Here is a 15,569-nt window from a genome sequence, read left to right on the forward strand (position 1 = left end):
CTATTTAAGCGGTCTCTCGTGGTGATTTGGCCGGCCGGCTTGCAGCCACGTTAAATAAGTCGCTAAAGGGCCGTGAGAAGCGTTCAAAGACTTCCCCCGGACCGGTTGCGATTTTCGCCGCCGGTTTTTTTGTTTTGGACGAGTGAAGACCATGCCGATCAAGATCCCCGATACGCTGCCCGCTTTCGAAGCATTGACGCACGAAGGCGTGCGCGTGATGACCGAGACGGCCGCGGTGCGTCAGGATATCCGCCCGCTGCAGATCGGTCTGTTGAACCTCATGCCGAACAAGATCCGCACCGAAGTGCAGATGGCGCGCCTTGTCGGCGCTTCGCCGTTGCAGGTGGAGTTTTCGCTGGTGCGTGTGGGTGGGCACAAGGCGAAAAACACTTCGGAAGAACATCTCCTTTCCTTCTACCAGACCTGGGACGAGGTGAAGGATCGCAAGTTCGACGGCTTCATCATCACCGGCGCGCCGGTGGAAATGTTGCCTTACGAGCAGGTTACCTATTGGGACGAGATGCGCCAGATCTTCGACTGGACGGAAACCAATGTTCATTCGACGCTGAATGTCTGCTGGGGCGCGATGGCGGCGATCTATCATTTTCATGGCGTGCCGAAGCACGAGCTGAAGGAAAAGGCGTTTGGCGTGTATCGTCATCGCAATCTTTCGCCGTCCTCCGTTTATCTCAGCGGCTTTTCCGATGATTTCCAGGTGCCGGTGTCGCGCTGGACGGAAGTGCGCCGCGCTGACATCCAGACCGTGCCGGGGCTGGAACTGTTGATGGAATCCGACGAGATGGGCGTCTGCCTGGTGCATGAGAAAAAGGGCAACCGGCTCTACATGTTCAACCACGTCGAATATGATTCTACTTCGCTTGCAGAAGAATATTTCCGCGATGTGAATGCCGGCGTTCCGATCAAAATGCCCTATAACTATTTTCCGCATAACGATGTGGCGCTGACGCCGCTCAACCGCTGGCGCAGCCATGCCCACCTGTTGTTCGGCAACTGGATCAACGAGATGTACCAGACCACGCCCTATGATCTGGAGAATATCGGCAAGCGATAGGGCGGAGGCGCGTCGTGTTCATTCCCTTCTTTCTGGCGCTGAAACAGGCAAAAATTCCTGTGACGCTTCGGGAGTTCCTGGCGCTTCTGGAAGGAATGCAGGCGGGGCTTGCCGAGTTCGATGTCGAGGCCTTCTATTATCTCGCCCGCGCCACGCTGGTGAAGGATGAGCGTTATATCGATCGCTTCGATCAGGTGTTTTCAACCCATTTCAAGGGTGTCGAGGCTGTGTCCGGCCCGGATGCGGTGAAGGCCGAACACCTGCCGGAAGACTGGCTGCGCAAGCTTGCTGAGAAACACCTGACGGCGGAGGAAAAGGCGCTGGTCGAGGCGCTCGGCGGCTTTGATGCTCTGATGGACACGCTGAAAAAGCGTCTGGAAGAGCAGGAGGGCCGCCATCAGGGCGGCTCCAAATGGATCGGCACGGCCGGCACCTCGCCCTTTGGCGCCTATGGCTACAATCCGGAAGGCGTGCGGATTGGGCAGGAAACCTCGCGCCACCGCAAGGCGGTGAAGGTCTGGGACGCCAGAGAATTTCGCGATTTCGACGATGCCCGCGAGATCGGAACGCGCAACATCAAGGTGGCGCTGAAACGCCTGCGCCGCTGGGTGCGCGAAGGCGCCGACGATGAGCTGGATCTGGCCAGCACCATCCGCTCCACGGCTGAACACGGCTATCTCGACGTCAAGACCCGGCCGGAGCGGCGCAATGCCGTCAAGCTTTTGATGTTCTTCGATGTCGGCGGGTCGATGGATGATCATGTTCGAGTGGTCGAGGAGCTGTTTTCCGCCGCCCGCGCCGAGTTTCGCCATCTCGAGCATTTCTATTTCCACAATTGCCTTTACGAAAGCGTGTGGCGCGACAACCGCCGCCGCGCAGAGCGCCTGCCCGTCGAGGATATCCTGCGCAGCTACGGGCCGGATTACAAGGTGATCTTCGTCGGCGATGCCACGATGAGCCCGTACGAGATCAGCCATACCGGCGGCTCCGTCGAGCACTGGAACAAGGAGCCGGGTGCCACCTGGATGCGCCGGCTGACCGATCATTTTACCCATGTCGCCTGGATCAATCCGGTGCCGGAGGCGCATTGGGAGCATGTTCATTCGCTTGTGATGATGCGCTCCATTCTGGAAAACCGCATGTTTCCGCTCACCCTGCAGGGGCTTGAGCAGGCAACGCGCCTGCTGTCGCGCTAGGCTATTTCGAGCATTGCGAAGCTGCCGGAAATGGCGCAGTTTGCGCCCGCACGAGAATGAGGAGCAGGACGGATACCATGACGACACAGGGCGAAATCTTCGGCACCACCCCCAAGGGCGAAACCGTCTACCGGGTCAAGATTTCCGGCGGCGGGCTGACGGCCCATGTGATGACCTGGGGCGCCGTCATCCAGGATCTGCGCCTAGAAGGTCACGCAGAACCGCTGGTGCTGGGCTTTGACAATTTTGCCGATTATCCGCTGCATTCCTCCTATTTTGGCGCAACGCCCGGGCGTGTGGCAAACCGCATCGGCCATGGCCACTTCACGCTGGATGGCAAGGAGTACCAGCTGGACCTGAATCAGCAGGGCACCACCCATCTGCATGGCGGCAGCGATGGCCTTGGCAAGACCAACTGGACGATCGTGGCGCATGCGGAAAACAAGGTTATCCTGCAGGTCACCGATCCTGATGGTCGCGGCGGCTATCCCGGCAACTGCACCGTGACCGCCACCTATGAGCTGAAGGGCGAAGGTGTTCTGAGCGTTATCTACGAGACGGCGACGGACGCCCCGACGCTTGCCAATATCTGCCAGCACACCTACTTCAACCTCGATGGCCGCGAGGATATTCTCGGCCATGACATCATGATTGCCGCCGACCATTATCTGGAGCTTGACGAGCAGCAGGTGCCCACCGGCATTCTGGTGCCGGTCGAGGGAACGGCGATGGACCTGCGTCAGCTCGGGCCGCTTGCCCGCACCGGTGCCGATGGCGCCCAGGTGGATTTCGACCACAATTATTGCCTGTCGGATGAGCGGGTGGAAAAGCGCTCCGTGGCGCTGGTGCGCAGCGTCAATTCCGGTGTGTCGCTCGAAGTGCGCACCACCGAACCCGGCGTGCAGCTTTATTGCGCCTTCAAGCTGGTGCCCTCGGTGCCGGGCCTCTCCGGCAAGCCTTACCAGCCCTATGGGGGGCTCTGCCTGGAAACGCAGATCTGGCCGGATGCCATCAACCACAAGGGTTTCCCGAATGCCGTGCTGCGTCCGGGCGAACTGCTTCGCCAGGAAACCGACTACGTGTTTTCCAAGAGCTGATGATGTCACACCACCGCCCTTTCAAAAAAGGGCGGTGGTGGAAAACCGCGGCTCAGGCCTTTGACAGCGCCGGGCTGAACACCATCAGGCTCAAAAGTTCGAACAGAACCTGCGCGCCGGCATGAGCCGTATTGGCAGTCGCATCATATTGCGGCGCCACCTCCACCACGTCGGCACCGACGAGATTGATGCCTTTGAGGCCGCGGATCAGTTCCAGCACCTCGCGGGTCGTCAGGCCGCCCACTTCCGGCGTACCGGTTCCCGGCGCAAACGACGGGTCGAGGCTGTCGATGTCGAAGGACAGATAGGTCGGACCATCGCCGACAATCGCCTTTGCCTTCTCGATGATGGCGGGAATGCCGAGACCGGTCACCTCTTCGGCGTGGATCACCGTCATGCCGCTCTCATAGGAAAACTCCCAGAGATATTCGGCAGAGCCGCGAATGCCGATCTGGATCGTGCGCGTCGGGTCGAGAACGCCATCCAGAACTGCGTTGCGGAACGGGCCGCCATGGTGGAATTTCGTCTGGTCGAAGGCGCCGCTGGTGTCGCAATGGGCGTCGATATGGATGAGGCCGACCGGTCGGCTTTTGCCCACCGCCTTCAGGATCGGATGGGTGATCGAATGATCGCCGCCGACGGCAAGCGGAAGGACCCCCGCCTCAACGATCTGGCCAAAGCGCTTTTCGATGTCGTCATGGCTCATTTCCAGTCGGTAGCGGCTGCGAAACGGCACATCGCCGATATCGGCGACCTTGAGGTCAAATACCGGCGCGCAGCCGAGCACGTGGTTGTAAGGACCGATGCGGTCGATGGTGCGCAGCGCGCGCGGTCCGAAACGAGAGCCGGGGCGGTTGGTCACGCCCAGATCCATCGGCACGCCGGTGATTGCCACCTGCAGATCGCCAAAATCCGGATTGTCTGCCTCGATCGGCTGGTAGGGGGCCGACAGGAACGTCGGCACGCCCGCATAAGGGGCGGCACGCGTGCCATTGCGAAAGATCTTCTCGCCCACCTTGGCAAAGGCCGAATCAAAGATCTCGCCGCTTTCGCTTTCTGCGTATTTGGCGCGCAGGGCGTCCAGTTTGTCCGGGGTCCAAGTCATGGTCTGTCTCTTTCATCAATTGCCGGCATCCACTGCCGGCATCCACTTCCGGAAAGCCTGCGCAAGAATTAAGCGCCGCTTCTGTCTGCCTTCGATTTTGGCATTATCTTCGAAATTGAGCCGCAAAATCAATTGACATTCGTTCCCCGACCACCGTTATTCCGGCAAGTTCACGATAAGGCTACCGCTCCATGTCCCTGCCCGCATTCAATCCGCTTGTGAAATCCATCCAGCCGCCGCCGGTGCCCTCCGTGCAGGCGTGGGCCCGTGCCTATGACGGTTCGCGGGGACCGCTGATCGACCTGTCGCAGGCGGTGCCCGGTTATCCGGCGCATCCCAAAATGCTGGAGCTTCTCGGGCAGACCGCCTCCTCGCTTGCCTATACGGGCTATGGCCCGATCGAGGGGGATGCCGGGCTGCGGGACGCTTATGCAGCCCATTCGGCAGAGGTTTATGGAGCTGGCATTGCGGCCAGCAATGTTCATGTCACATCCGGCTGCAATCAGGCCTTTCTCTGCGCGGTCATGGCGGTTGCCGGCGCCGGCGACACGGTGCTGATGACCGAGCCCTATTACTTCAACCACGAGACGACGCTTGCTATGCTCGGCATTCGCAGCCGTTTCGTGGCCTGCCGGGCTGAAGACGGGTTCCTGCCGCAGATTGCTGCGATCGAGGCTGAGCTTCAGCCGGGCGTCAAGGCGCTGGCGCTGGTCTCGCCCAACAATCCCACAGGCGCCGTCTATCCGCCGGCTCTCCTCAAGGCGATCTTTGCGCTCTGCAGCAGCCGTGGCGTCTGGCTGATCCTCGATGAAACCTACCGCGATTTCCTGCCGGTCGCCGGTCTTGCGCCGCACGGGCTTTTTGCCGAAGAAGGCTGGCAGGACGGGTTCGTCTCGCTCTACAGCTTTTCAAAGAGCTTTTGCATTCCCGGCCACCGTCTTGGCGCCATCACGGCCAGTCCCGTCTTCATTGCGCAGGTGGCAAAGATCATGGACAACCTGCAGATCTGTGCGCCGCGCGCGGCCCAGGCCGCGGTCGCCGATGCCCTGCCGCTGCTTGCCGACTGGCGCGAGGAAAACCGGCTGGAGATCTTGCGTCGCGCCGATGCCCTGAGGGCGGTGATGGCGAAGCTTCCAGCCTGGCAGCTTGCCGCCGTCGGCGCCTATTTCGCCTTCGTGAAACATCCGTTTTCCGGTGTGCCGTCGGCGCAGGTTGCCGAGGCCCTGGCGCGGCAGGTCGGCGTCTCCTGCATTCCCGGCGGATATTTTGGCGCCGCCCAGGAAAATTACCTGCGCTTTGCCTTTGCCAATGCAGATGCCGCCACCATCGGCCGGCTGGAAGAGCGGCTCGTGGGCTTTAGCCTCTGAAGGTCAGGCAAAGACGGCTGCAATCAGGAAAAAGGCGCTCTTGATGATGGCGTAGATGACGCCGGCCACCAGGAACAGCGAGACGACGCCAAGGGTGGCGCCGCTCGCAATCCACACGCCGTCCTTTTCGAGAATCCCGAAGGCCATCATGCAGAGCGCCACGGCCGGCAGCATGTTGCCAAGCGGAATGGGAAGCGCCAGCACCACGGCAAGGATGAGGCCGAAGCAGCCGATGACCCGTTCGGCAGCCGGCGAGGAAAGGCTTCGCCAGCGCGGCTTCAGCATGCGCTCTGCCTTGGCGATCCACGGGCTTGCCTTGTCGACCATGCCGGCAAAGTCGGTGCGCAGCATCGAGCGGCTGGCGATGAATTTCGGCAGCCATGGCGCTTTTCCAAGTGCCATCTGGGCGGCAAGGAAAACCAGGGGAATGCCGAGGATGGCGGACGTGCCGGGTGGCGTTGGAATGGTGTTCGGCATGGCAAAGATGAAGATCAGCGCCCCGAAGGCACGGTCCTGCATCAGCGACAGAAGGTCGGCGACGGACACACGCTCGCGTCTCTCGTCATCGGCCATGGTTTTCAGAATGGTGGAAAAGCTTGGCGGTTCTCCGCCATGTCCATGATCAGCGCCTGGGTTTTCCTGCGCGTCATGTGGTGGGTCTTGGGGAAGGGCCATCACACGCTCGACAGGCACTGGAGGACGGGAAGTTTCGGAAGCGAGATTGTCATGGAAATGGCCATGCCACAAGAACATGGCCATTTCGTTACGCAAGCAGCTTAAAGCCATGTGAAACCGGGCAGAAAGCCCGAAAGGCTTATTCTTCGCGCTGGCCGGTGAGGCTCAGCAGCAGCTGGAAGATGTTGACGAAGTTGAGATAGAGCGACAGCGCGCCAAACACGGCCAGCTTCTGCTGGCTCTCCTGGTCAAAGTTTTCTGCATACTGCTCCTTGATGTTCTGCGTGTCCCAGGCGGTGAGGCCAATGAACACGACGATGCCGATGAGCGAGATGGCAAACTGCAGCGCGCTGGAGCCGAGGAAGATGTTGACCACAGACGCGATCACCACGCCGATCAGGCCCATCATCAGGAACGAGCCGAACTTCGACAGGTCACGCTTCGTCACGTAGCCATAAAGGCTGGTGGCACCGAACATGGTGGCCGTGATGAAGAAGGTGCGCGCGATGCTGGCGCCGGTGAAAACGAGGAACACCGAGGCAAGCGACAGGCCCATGACGGCGCAGAAGGCCCAGAAGGTCATCTGTGCGGTGGAGGCCGACATGGTCTGGATCTTGAACGAGAAGAAGAACACGAAGGCGAGCGGGGCAAGCATCACCACCCATTTGAGCGGGCTCGAGAAGATCGGCACATAAAGCGCCGGCGTCGAGGACACGACGAAAGCGACAATGCCGGTGATGACGAGGCCAAGGCCCATGTAATTGTAGACGCGCAGCATGTGCTTGCGCAGCGCCTCATCGAAGACGGCCTGGGATTGGACGGCCGGATTATATCCGAAACGGGGGTTCATCGGGGTCTCCTTTGGGTTGATCAATAAAGGGATTTCGCAAGGTTTTCCGCCTCGCGGCGAAGGTTGGCGGCATTTTCGCCATGCGCCACCAGGGCATAGGCGACATCGCCGATCTGCCAGTAGGAGGCCTTGACGGCATCCTGCGTCAGTTCGGAAACCTGCTGCACGGCAAAACTGCCGGGCCGGACGGCAAACAGCGACAGACGCGTTTTATCGGTGTCGGTCAGTGCCATTTCCACGCTCGGGCCGAAGGCGGAAGGAAAGATCTGCACGTCTTCCACCTGCCAGCCCTTGGGTATCTCGGGCATGACGATGGCGGTTGCCGAGCGGATTTCTGTCGGGTCGTAACGCGGGGCTTCCGGCTGCGAGCGCATGGTGTGGCGCAGCGCAGACGTGCCATGCGCCCGGATGGCTTCCTCGACAAAGGCCGGCGGCGGTACCGAGGCCACCACTTCCGACACGGTGAAGGGGCCGAAATGGCTGCTGAGGCCCCAGCCGGCAGCAACCAGTGCCACAGTGGCAGCAAGCCGCTGGAGGGAATGAAAAATGCGTCCGCGCGACAGGGCACCCTGCAGACGGCGCGCCGCCTCGCGGGTTTCCGGCCGGCCGTGGCGATGGCCTTCCGCAAGTGCCAGACGCAACTCGCCCTTGATCGCCAGATCGGCCATCACACGCGCGGCGATGTCGGGGTTTTCCGACAGATAGGCTTCCACCTCGATGCGACGGCCGGCATCCAGCTGGTCGTCCACATAGGCTTCCACATCGGCGGACTGAACCGGATCAACGGGTTTCATCGCGTCCCCCTTCAATGAGTTTGAGATGGTTGGCGCCGTCAGCCGGACGGCGGCCGTTTTCTTCGAAGGCGCGAAGAGCCGCACGGGCGCGGGAGACGCGCGACATCAGCGTTCCCACGGGAATGCCAAGTGCGTCTGCGGCGTCCTGATAGGAAAGCCCTTCGATGGCCACCAGATGCAGCGCATCGCGCTGTTCCGGCGACAGCGCAAAGAACGCCTCACGCAATTGCTTCAGCCGGATCGACTGGTCCGGATCGGCATGATGCACGGTCTCGGAGACGTCGGCGGCTGCCTTGTGGCGGGTGTCGCTGGAGCGGCGGGCGCGGATGCGGTCGATATGGGTATTGTGGACAATCGACAGCAGCCAGTTGCGCAGGTTTCCACTCTCGCGGAACGTTGCCTTGCGCTCATAGGCCTTGACCAGCGCATCATGCACCAAATCCTCGGCATCGTCGGGATTGCGCACGAGCGAGCGCGCATAGCGGCGAAGCGTTGCCAGCTGGTTCAGGACATCGAATGGGTGTCTCTTGTCGCTCATGCCCTAGTATACGGAGGCGCCTTGCGATTTATTCCCCGGTGGTGCGATTTTTTTCGAACACGACGCTGCCGGTTCAGCCGATGGCCGGTCCCGTATAGCGGGCGCGGGGCCGGATCAGCTTGTCGTCCAGCACCTGCTCCAGTGCATGGGCAATCCAGCCGGCGGTTCGGCCGATGGCAAACAGCGCCAGCGCTGATCCTTGCGGCAGGCCAAGGGCCCGGCGCACGGCAACCAGGGCGAAATCGCAGTTCGGCAGCTTGCCGTCCATGTCGCTCATCACTGCCATCAGGTCTGCCTGTGGGGCATTTTCCGGCAGGTGGGGAAGCAGGCCGCGCGCACGCGGATCGCCGTCTGGATATAGCTGATGGTCAAAGCCTGGCACGCTGTCGCCGCGCCGCAAGCGGCTTTCAATCACGGTGGCGGCATCACCAACGCGCTCCACCTCGTCAAACAGCAGTTCCACAAGGCTTGTCGTGCCGCCATGCATCGGGCCGCTCAGCGCCGACAGGCCGGCATTGAGGCAGGCGCCGAGCGACGCGCCGGTGGAGGCAACGACGCGCACGGCAAAGGCCGATGCGTTCAGCTCATGATCGGCAAGCAGAACGAGCGCGCGCCGAACGATATCGCGGCCCTTGTCATCCAGCCCCCAGGCATCGGCCAGAAATGCGTCGATGGGGCGGCTGTCCGGCTGCCGGCTGACAGAGGCGCCTGCCACGGTGCGCAGCAGCGCACAGGCGCCCGGCCACAGCCGTGCGGGATTGCGCTTCCAGGCGGTTGCCCGCCCGACGGCCACGAAAGGCAGAAGTGACTGGCAGCGCTCCGTCAGGGGTAGGCGCCCTGTCTTTGCCAGAAGCTCGGCGTCGAAGGTCTCGGGGGCGGCTTTTGCCTCGGAAAACGGGTCGTGTTCGCCGCAGTCCCAGAGAAGACGGGCAACCTCTTCCAGGCTCCCGGTGTCGGCCAGATGAAGCGCATTGCGGCCGCGATAATAAAGTCCGCCGTTCTCGATCAGCGTGATGGCCGACGACAGAACCGGCAGCCCCCAATCGAGCGTCGTCGCCGCCACCTCGCGCGGACGCCGGCCAACCGCCTTGCGCTTCTTCAACTCGTCCACGTCATGCACGCTGTAAAGCCTGCGGCGCGGGTCGTCTCCCGTGCCGCTTGTCTGGATCAGGCCACGGCTGACATAAGCGTAAAGCGTCGGCCGGCTGATCTCGAGTTCGGCAGCGGCCGCTTCGGCGGTGATGAATTTTTCGCGCAGGCTCATCGGCAAGGTTCACATTGATTGGATGAATCAAGATTGACGATATATATGCACTGCAACATCCTCAAGCGGAAATCGACAATAACAATCCGACAAAGAGGAAATGCCATGAGCCATCCCAGCACTCCTGTTCTCGCCGCCGCATCATCGGCACCCGGTCTTGATGATGTGATTGCCGCTGAAACCCGCCTCAGCCATGTGGATGGTGCCGCCGGCGAATTGATCCTGCGCGGTTATCATCTGCAGGAGATGGCCGACTGGACATTCGAGGCAGCGCTTGAGCTGCTGTGGCGGGATCTGACGCCGGAGATCTGGAGCGCGGCGGATATCAAAAGCGCGCTCGGTGCTGCGCGCGGCCGCGCCTTTGCCCTGATGCAGCCTTTGCTGCCGGCGATCTCCGGCCTTTCGCCGGTGGAGGCGCTGCGGCTTTTTCTCTCTGCGCTGCCCGATGCCGAAGCCATGCCGCATCCGGTTCTGGCTGTTGCTGCCGTTCCGGTCTTTGCCGCGGCTATCGCGCGCATAGGGCAGGGTCTGCCGCCGGTGGCGCCGGATGCGACGCTTTCCCAGGCGGAAGATTTCCTGCGCATGCTCAAGGGCGCTTCGGCCGATGCGGACAAAGTGAAGGCGCTCGATACCTATCTGGTGACGGTTGCCGATCATGGCCTCAATGCCTCCACCTTTACCGCGCGCGTCATCGCCTCCACCAAGGCGGGGGTTTTCTCGTCTGTGGTCGGGGCGCTGTGTGCCCTGAAGGGCCCGCTGCATGGCGGCGCGCCGGGGCCGGTTCTCGATATGCTGGATGCCATCGGCGACGCCTCCCGCATCGAAGGCTGGCTTGCCGATGCCTTGGCACGCGGCGATCGGCTGATGGGCTTTGGCCACCGCATCTACCGGGTGCGTGACCCGCGCGCCGATGTGTTGAAGGGCGCCGTCTCCGTACTGAACGATGGCAATGGCCGTATTCGTTTTGCCGAACAGGTGGAGGCGGCAGCGCTTGCCCTGCTTCAGGAGAAAAAGCCGTTGCGGCCGCTGCAGACCAATGTCGAGTTTTATACAGCGCTCGTTCTGGAGGCGGTCGGTTTTCCGCGTGACAGCTTTACCAATGTCTTTGCCGCCGGCCGCATGGCGGGCTGGACGGCGCATGTGCTGGAACAGGAGCAGACAGGCCGGTTGATTCGCCCGCAGTCGCGTTATGTCGGACCGATGCCCAGGGCGAATGCCTGATCTCGATGTCTTCCTGATATCTTGCCCGGAACGCGGATGCCAAAACGCATCCGCGACCGGAACAAATGTTTTGGGAGTTTGGAAACCACATGCGGTCTCGGAACGAGGAACTCTCCTCTATCCGACCATCAATTTTCCTGGGAAAGAAAATTGGAGCGGGCGAAGGGATTCGAACCCTCGACCCCAACCTTGGCAAGGTTGTGCTCTACCCCTGAGCTACGCCCGCTCATCAACCGCTCGACCCGGGGTAGTTCGCTGGGCCGGCGTGTCGCTCGCTTGCGGCGACGGGGGCTATATGGCCCAAGTGATTTTTGAATGCAACAGGGAAATGACGGGAAACGCAAAATTTTTGAATTTTACGTCTAAGTATCTGATTATATTTGTTTTTTGAAAAATGTGTTTGGTGCGTCCGCTTGGCGGCGACGCAAAAGGCTTGTAGCAGGTGGCTTGAACCGCACAGGAATTGCAGCCACCCGGCTTGTGAGGACAAGGCTCAGCCTCCTATAGTCCAGCCGGCGGCTGAAGACGTCCACCCGCCGCCGCTTGTCCCCCTTCAGAAAGACCGCAGACCTACGCCATGACAGACAGTGCGACTTCCCCGGTGCCGAAGACGGCCGAAGACCTTTTCCGCTTTCTCGATGATCTCGGCATTGTGCACACCACCAAATCCCATGCGCCGGTGTTTACCGTGGCCGAATCGGAAAGCCTGCGCGACGCAATTCCAGGCGGGCATACCAAGAACCTTTTCGTGAAGGACAAGAAGGATCAGTTCTTCGTGCTGACCGTCGAGGAAAATGCGGTGGTCGACCTGAAAAGCGTTCACAAGCTGATCGGGGCATCGAGCCGGGTTTCCTTCGGCAGCCCGGAAAAAATGCTCGAATATCTCGGCGTCATTCCAGGCTCCGTCACCGTGTTCGGCGCCATCAACGATACTGGCCAAAAGGTGACCTTCGTGCTGGACGAAGACCTGATGGCGCACGATATCATCAATGGCCATCCGCTTTCCAATGATGCGACGACCTCGATCGGCAGCCGCGATCTCGTTCGCTTTCTTGAGGCGACAGGCCATCAGCCGCTTGTCTTGAAAGTGACCGGCTGACATACGATCTTAGCGGCAAAGCGGCACACCAAGGCGCACAGGCAGTTCCGGGAGACATATCCATGAGCACGAACAATCCTTACGGCGGCTCCTACGGGAACCAGATGAGCGGCACGATGAGTTTTGGTGGCCAGCCCTCTGCTGCGGCAGCACCCGCTGGCGGTTTGGTCAAGGATACGACGACGGCCGCCTTTACCAAGGACGTTCTGGAAGAATCCCGCCTGCAGCCGGTTCTCGTGGATTTCTGGGCGCCCTGGTGCGGACCGTGCAAGCAGCTTGCGCCGGCGCTTGAAAAGGTCGTCAACGAAGGGCAGGGCCGGGTCAAGCTCGTCAAGCTCAACATCGATGACCATCCCTCCATTCCCGGCCAGCTCGGCATCCAGTCGATCCCTGCCGTCATCGCCTTCGTCAACGGACGCCCTGTCGATGGCTTCATGGGCGCCGTGCCGGAAAGTCAGATCCGCCAGTTCATCGACAAGGTTGCCGGTCCCCCCGGTGCCGATCAGGCAGCCGAGCTTGAGGCGGCGCTGGAGGAAGCGCAGGGCCTGTTCGAAGGCGGCGATATCGATGGCGCAGCGCAGCTCTTTGCCGCTGTCCTGCAGGCCGACCCGGAAAATGCCAAGGCCGCTGCCGGCATGATGGAATGCCTTCTGTCGCTCGGCGAAGTGGCCCGCGTCAGCCAGATGCTGGCGTCCTTGCCGGAAGAGCTTTCCTCGCAGGCGCCGGTGCAGGCGGTGGCGCTGAAGCTTGCCCAGATCGAGGAAGCCCGCAAGCTTGGCGATCCCGTGGCGCTCGAGCACGAACTGTCGCTCAACCCGGATCACCACGAAGCGCGCGTAAAACTTGCCAAGATCCGCAATGTCGAGGGAAAACGCGACGAAGCGGCTGAACATCTGCTGCTGATCATGAAGAAGGATCGCACCTTCGATGATGATGGCGCCCGCCGCCAGCTGCTGCAGTTCTTCGAGACCTGGGGTCCGAAGGATCCGGCAACCATTGCCGCGCGACGCCGCATGTCGTCCATCCTGTTTTCGTGATCTCTAGGAGCGGTTGAGGCGGATCTGTCGTCCGTCTGAGCCCGTCCGCCTCAACTGACGCGTCTTGTGAAACCGGTTGCAAGACCACATATGAAACCTTGCACTGCCTTTCGGCAGTGCCGCAGGTGGAGGATGCCCATGCATGTCGGCAATGCGAGATATGTCAAACGCGAGGACTTGCCGCAGACCGTGCCGGTTTTTCCGTTGACGGGTGCGCTGCTGCTGCCGGGCGGCCAGTTGCCGCTTAATGTTTTCGAGCCGCGTTACCTTGCCATGTTCGATGCCGCGATAGCCAGCAATCGGCTGATTGCGATGGTGCAGCCTGCCATGGGCGAGGCAGCAGATAGCCTGCGCCCGGCGCTCGCCACCGTCGGCTGTCTTGGTCGCATCACGTCTTTTGCCGAGACGGGCGATGGGCGCTATGTCGTGTCGCTGAGCGGCGTCTGCCGCGTGCGTCTGGCAGAGGAAGTGGGCGAGGGGCATCCCTTTAGAACGTTTAATGTTATGCCCTTCATGAGCGATCTCTCCGAAGAGGATGACGAGGCCTCCGTCAACCGCGAGGAACTGCTGCGGGTGTTTCGGGCCTATCTCGATGCAAACCAGCTTGAAGCGGACTGGGAAAGCGTTGAGCGCGCCGGCAACCGCATGCTGGTCAACTCGCTCTCGATGATGTCGCCGTTCGGCGCGCCGGAAAAGCAGGCACTGCTCGAAGCGCCGGATCTGAAGACGCGGGCCGAGACGCTGGTGGCAATCACCGAAATCCTGCTGGCGCGCGATTTTGGCGATAGCGACACGGTTCTCCAGTAGGGTTTTTTAATGGACGAGAAGCTCGCCAAGGTCGATCCGAAACTGCTGGAACTGCTGGTCTGTCCGCTTGGCAAGACAAGGCTGTCGCTCAACCGCGAGACCAACGAGTTGATCTCGGAAAAGGCGCATCTCGCCTATCCGATCCGTGACGGCATTCCGATTATGCTGATCTCTGAGGCCCGCAAGATCGAGGACTGATGCCCCGATCCTGTGCAGGCTTGGTGGGGGATCTCAGATCGTGTGGCCTTCCAGAAGCCTGGGGCTGTTTTTCGCCTTCGTGCCGGCCGCTTCCCCGATGAAGAAGGATTTCAGTTTCGGCAGGCGTTCCACCACGCCGAGCCCGAAATCGCGCGCGATGCGGATTGGTGCGATGTCGTTGGAAAACAGCCTGTTCAGCACGTCCGTCGTGACCCCCATGCGGAACGTGTCAAAACGCCGCCAGGCCTGATAACGCTCGAGAATGTTGAGGGCGCCGATATCGAGCCCCAGCCGATCGGCCTCGACCACGGTTTCGGCAAGTGCTGCCACATCCTTGAAGCCGAGATTGAGGCCCTGTCCGGAAATCGGATGGATGCCGTGAGCGGCATCGCCGGCCAGCGCCAGGCGCGGTGCCACAAAAGCGCGCGACAGGGTGAGCCCCAGCGGGAACGCCTTTTTGCTGCCCACCACCCGGAGCGCTCCGAGCTTGTAGCCGAAGCGACGCTGCAGTTCCTCTTCGAAGATCAGGTCATCGGAGGCCACCAGCCGGTCGGCGTCAGCGGTGCGCTCAGTCCAGACGAGCGAGGAGCGGTTGCCCTTGAGCGGCAGGATGGCAAACGGGCCGGAGGGCAGGAAATGTTCTTCCGCACAGCCCTCATGCGGGCGCTCGTGTTCGACGGTCGTCACGATGCCGGACTGGTCGTAGTCCCAGCGCACCGTCTTGATGCCGGCCATGTCGCGCAGCTTGGAGCGCACGCCGTCGCAGGCAACGACGAGGCGGCTTTCCAGCGTTTCGCCGTTCGACAGGGTGAGCGTTGCCGCGTGCGGGCCGGCGGTAAATCCGGTTGCCGAAACGCCATGGCGGATCGGGATGCCAAGCCGTTCGCAGGCGCCGCGCAGCGCCCGCACCATCGCCACATTGGGCACCATATGGGCAAACGGCTGGCCTTCCTCCACGTCGCCATCGAAGGTGAGGAAAACCGGGCGCACGGGATCGGCGGTGCGCGAATCCGTCACGATCATGCGGGTGATCGGTTGCGCGTCGACGGCAATTTCATCCCAGAGGCCGAGCACGCCGAGCATGCGGCTGGCCGCCGCGATGATGGCAGATGCCCGCTCATCCTTTTCCCAGACATGGCCGGGTGCTGCCTCGATCACCTCGACGGACAGATGCGGTGCTGCCTGTTTGGTGGCCACTGCCACGGAAAGGCCGACATATCCGCCGCCAACGATCAGCATATCCAGCATC

16 protein-coding genes, 1 tRNA gene and 1 riboswitch are annotated in these 15,569 nt (G+C 61.5%); of the genes, 9 read left to right on the plus strand and 8 right to left on the minus strand.

Annotated features, from left to right (window positions below):
* Window positions 1–8: 8 nt before the first annotated feature.
* A riboswitch (SAM riboswitch) is annotated at window positions 9–86 on the plus strand.
* 65 nt (window positions 87–151) lie between these two features.
* From metA to AC4CWF_RS01155, 3 genes are all read left to right on the plus strand, one after another.
* Window positions 152–1,072, plus strand: coding sequence for a homoserine O-acetyltransferase MetA (gene metA, locus AC4CWF_RS01145; RefSeq protein ID WP_491283314.1), 921 nt, complete (start codon window positions 152–154; stop codon window positions 1,070–1,072).
* A 14-nt stretch (window positions 1,073–1,086) separates the two neighbouring features.
* Entirely contained in the window at window positions 1,087–2,268 is a 1,182-nt protein-coding gene (locus AC4CWF_RS01150) for a vWA domain-containing protein (RefSeq protein WP_491283315.1), read from the plus strand.
* Between the two features lie 77 nt (window positions 2,269–2,345).
* Window positions 2,346–3,365, plus strand: coding sequence for an aldose epimerase family protein (locus AC4CWF_RS01155; RefSeq protein ID WP_491283316.1), 1,020 nt, complete (start codon window positions 2,346–2,348; stop codon window positions 3,363–3,365).
* Window positions 3,366–3,417: 52 nt separating this feature from the next.
* Here the strand turns inward: AC4CWF_RS01155 and speB are convergent, their stop codons facing one another.
* Window positions 3,418–4,470 carry an agmatinase gene (speB, locus tag AC4CWF_RS01160; protein WP_491283317.1) on the minus strand — a complete coding sequence of 351 codons (1,053 nt, stop codon included), beginning with the start codon at window positions 4,468–4,470 and terminating at the stop codon, window positions 3,418–3,420.
* A 197-nt stretch (window positions 4,471–4,667) separates the two neighbouring features.
* On the opposite strand from speB, the gene AC4CWF_RS01165 reads away from it, so the two are divergent.
* Entirely contained in the window at window positions 4,668–5,837 is a 1,170-nt protein-coding gene (locus AC4CWF_RS01165) for an aminotransferase (RefSeq protein WP_491285133.1), read from the plus strand.
* Window positions 5,838–5,840: 3 nt separating this feature from the next.
* Here AC4CWF_RS01165 and AC4CWF_RS01170 read toward each other — a convergent pair whose 3' ends face one another.
* From AC4CWF_RS01170 to AC4CWF_RS01190, 5 genes are all read right to left on the minus strand, one after another.
* Entirely contained in the window at window positions 5,841–6,512 is a 672-nt protein-coding gene (locus tag AC4CWF_RS01170) for an exopolysaccharide biosynthesis protein (RefSeq protein ID WP_491283318.1), read from the minus strand.
* Window positions 6,513–6,651: 139 nt separating this feature from the next.
* Window positions 6,652–7,362, minus strand: coding sequence for a Bax inhibitor-1/YccA family protein (locus tag AC4CWF_RS01175; protein WP_491283319.1), 711 nt, complete (start codon window positions 7,360–7,362; stop codon window positions 6,652–6,654).
* Between the two features lie 20 nt (window positions 7,363–7,382).
* Window positions 7,383–8,156 (minus strand): anti-sigma factor family protein, encoded by a 774-nt coding sequence (locus AC4CWF_RS01180; protein WP_491283320.1) that lies wholly within the window; start codon window positions 8,154–8,156, stop codon window positions 7,383–7,385.
* Window positions 8,143–8,694, minus strand: a complete 552-nt coding sequence (locus AC4CWF_RS01185; protein ID WP_491283321.1) for a sigma-70 family RNA polymerase sigma factor — start codon at window positions 8,692–8,694, stop codon at window positions 8,143–8,145. Before AC4CWF_RS01185 ends, AC4CWF_RS01180 begins: the two co-directional genes overlap by 14 nt.
* A gap of 73 nt (window positions 8,695–8,767) precedes the next feature.
* Window positions 8,768–9,958: a citrate synthase gene (locus AC4CWF_RS01190; RefSeq protein ID WP_491283322.1), complete on the minus strand. Its 1,191-nt coding sequence runs from the start codon at window positions 9,956–9,958 to the stop codon at window positions 8,768–8,770.
* 105 nt (window positions 9,959–10,063) lie between these two features.
* Here AC4CWF_RS01190 and AC4CWF_RS01195 point away from each other — a divergent pair, with 105 nt between their 5' ends.
* Window positions 10,064–11,179: a citrate synthase/methylcitrate synthase gene (locus tag AC4CWF_RS01195; RefSeq protein ID WP_491283323.1), complete on the plus strand. Its 1,116-nt coding sequence runs from the start codon at window positions 10,064–10,066 to the stop codon at window positions 11,177–11,179.
* 151 nt (window positions 11,180–11,330) lie between these two features.
* Here AC4CWF_RS01195 and AC4CWF_RS01200 read toward each other — a convergent pair.
* Window positions 11,331–11,405, minus strand: a tRNA-Gly gene (locus tag AC4CWF_RS01200).
* 351 nt (window positions 11,406–11,756) lie between these two features.
* Here AC4CWF_RS01200 and AC4CWF_RS01205 point away from each other — a divergent pair.
* From AC4CWF_RS01205 to AC4CWF_RS01220, 4 genes are all read left to right on the plus strand, one after another.
* Complete coding sequence (locus AC4CWF_RS01205; RefSeq protein WP_491283324.1) at window positions 11,757–12,278, plus strand: prolyl-tRNA synthetase associated domain-containing protein; 522 nt, start codon at window positions 11,757–11,759, stop codon at window positions 12,276–12,278.
* 62 nt (window positions 12,279–12,340) lie between these two features.
* On the plus strand, window positions 12,341–13,315 hold the full coding sequence (gene trxA / locus AC4CWF_RS01210; RefSeq protein WP_491283325.1) for a thioredoxin: 975 nt from the start codon (window positions 12,341–12,343) through the stop codon (window positions 13,313–13,315).
* A gap of 138 nt (window positions 13,316–13,453) precedes the next feature.
* Window positions 13,454–14,122 carry an LON peptidase substrate-binding domain-containing protein gene (locus AC4CWF_RS01215; RefSeq protein ID WP_491283326.1) on the plus strand — a complete coding sequence of 223 codons (669 nt, stop codon included), beginning with the start codon at window positions 13,454–13,456 and terminating at the stop codon, window positions 14,120–14,122.
* 9 nt (window positions 14,123–14,131) lie between these two features.
* On the plus strand, window positions 14,132–14,320 hold the full coding sequence (locus AC4CWF_RS01220) for a Trm112 family protein (protein WP_491283327.1): 189 nt from the start codon (window positions 14,132–14,134) through the stop codon (window positions 14,318–14,320).
* 33 nt (window positions 14,321–14,353) lie between these two features.
* Here AC4CWF_RS01220 and AC4CWF_RS01225 read toward each other — a convergent pair whose 3' ends face one another.
* Window positions 14,354–15,568: a ubiquinone biosynthesis hydroxylase gene (locus AC4CWF_RS01225; RefSeq protein WP_491283328.1), complete on the minus strand. Its 1,215-nt coding sequence runs from the start codon at window positions 15,566–15,568 to the stop codon at window positions 14,354–14,356.
* Window position 15,569: the final 1 nt, after the last annotated feature.

The sequence above is a fragment of the Neorhizobium sp. PAMB6630 genome, assembly GCF_058242775.1.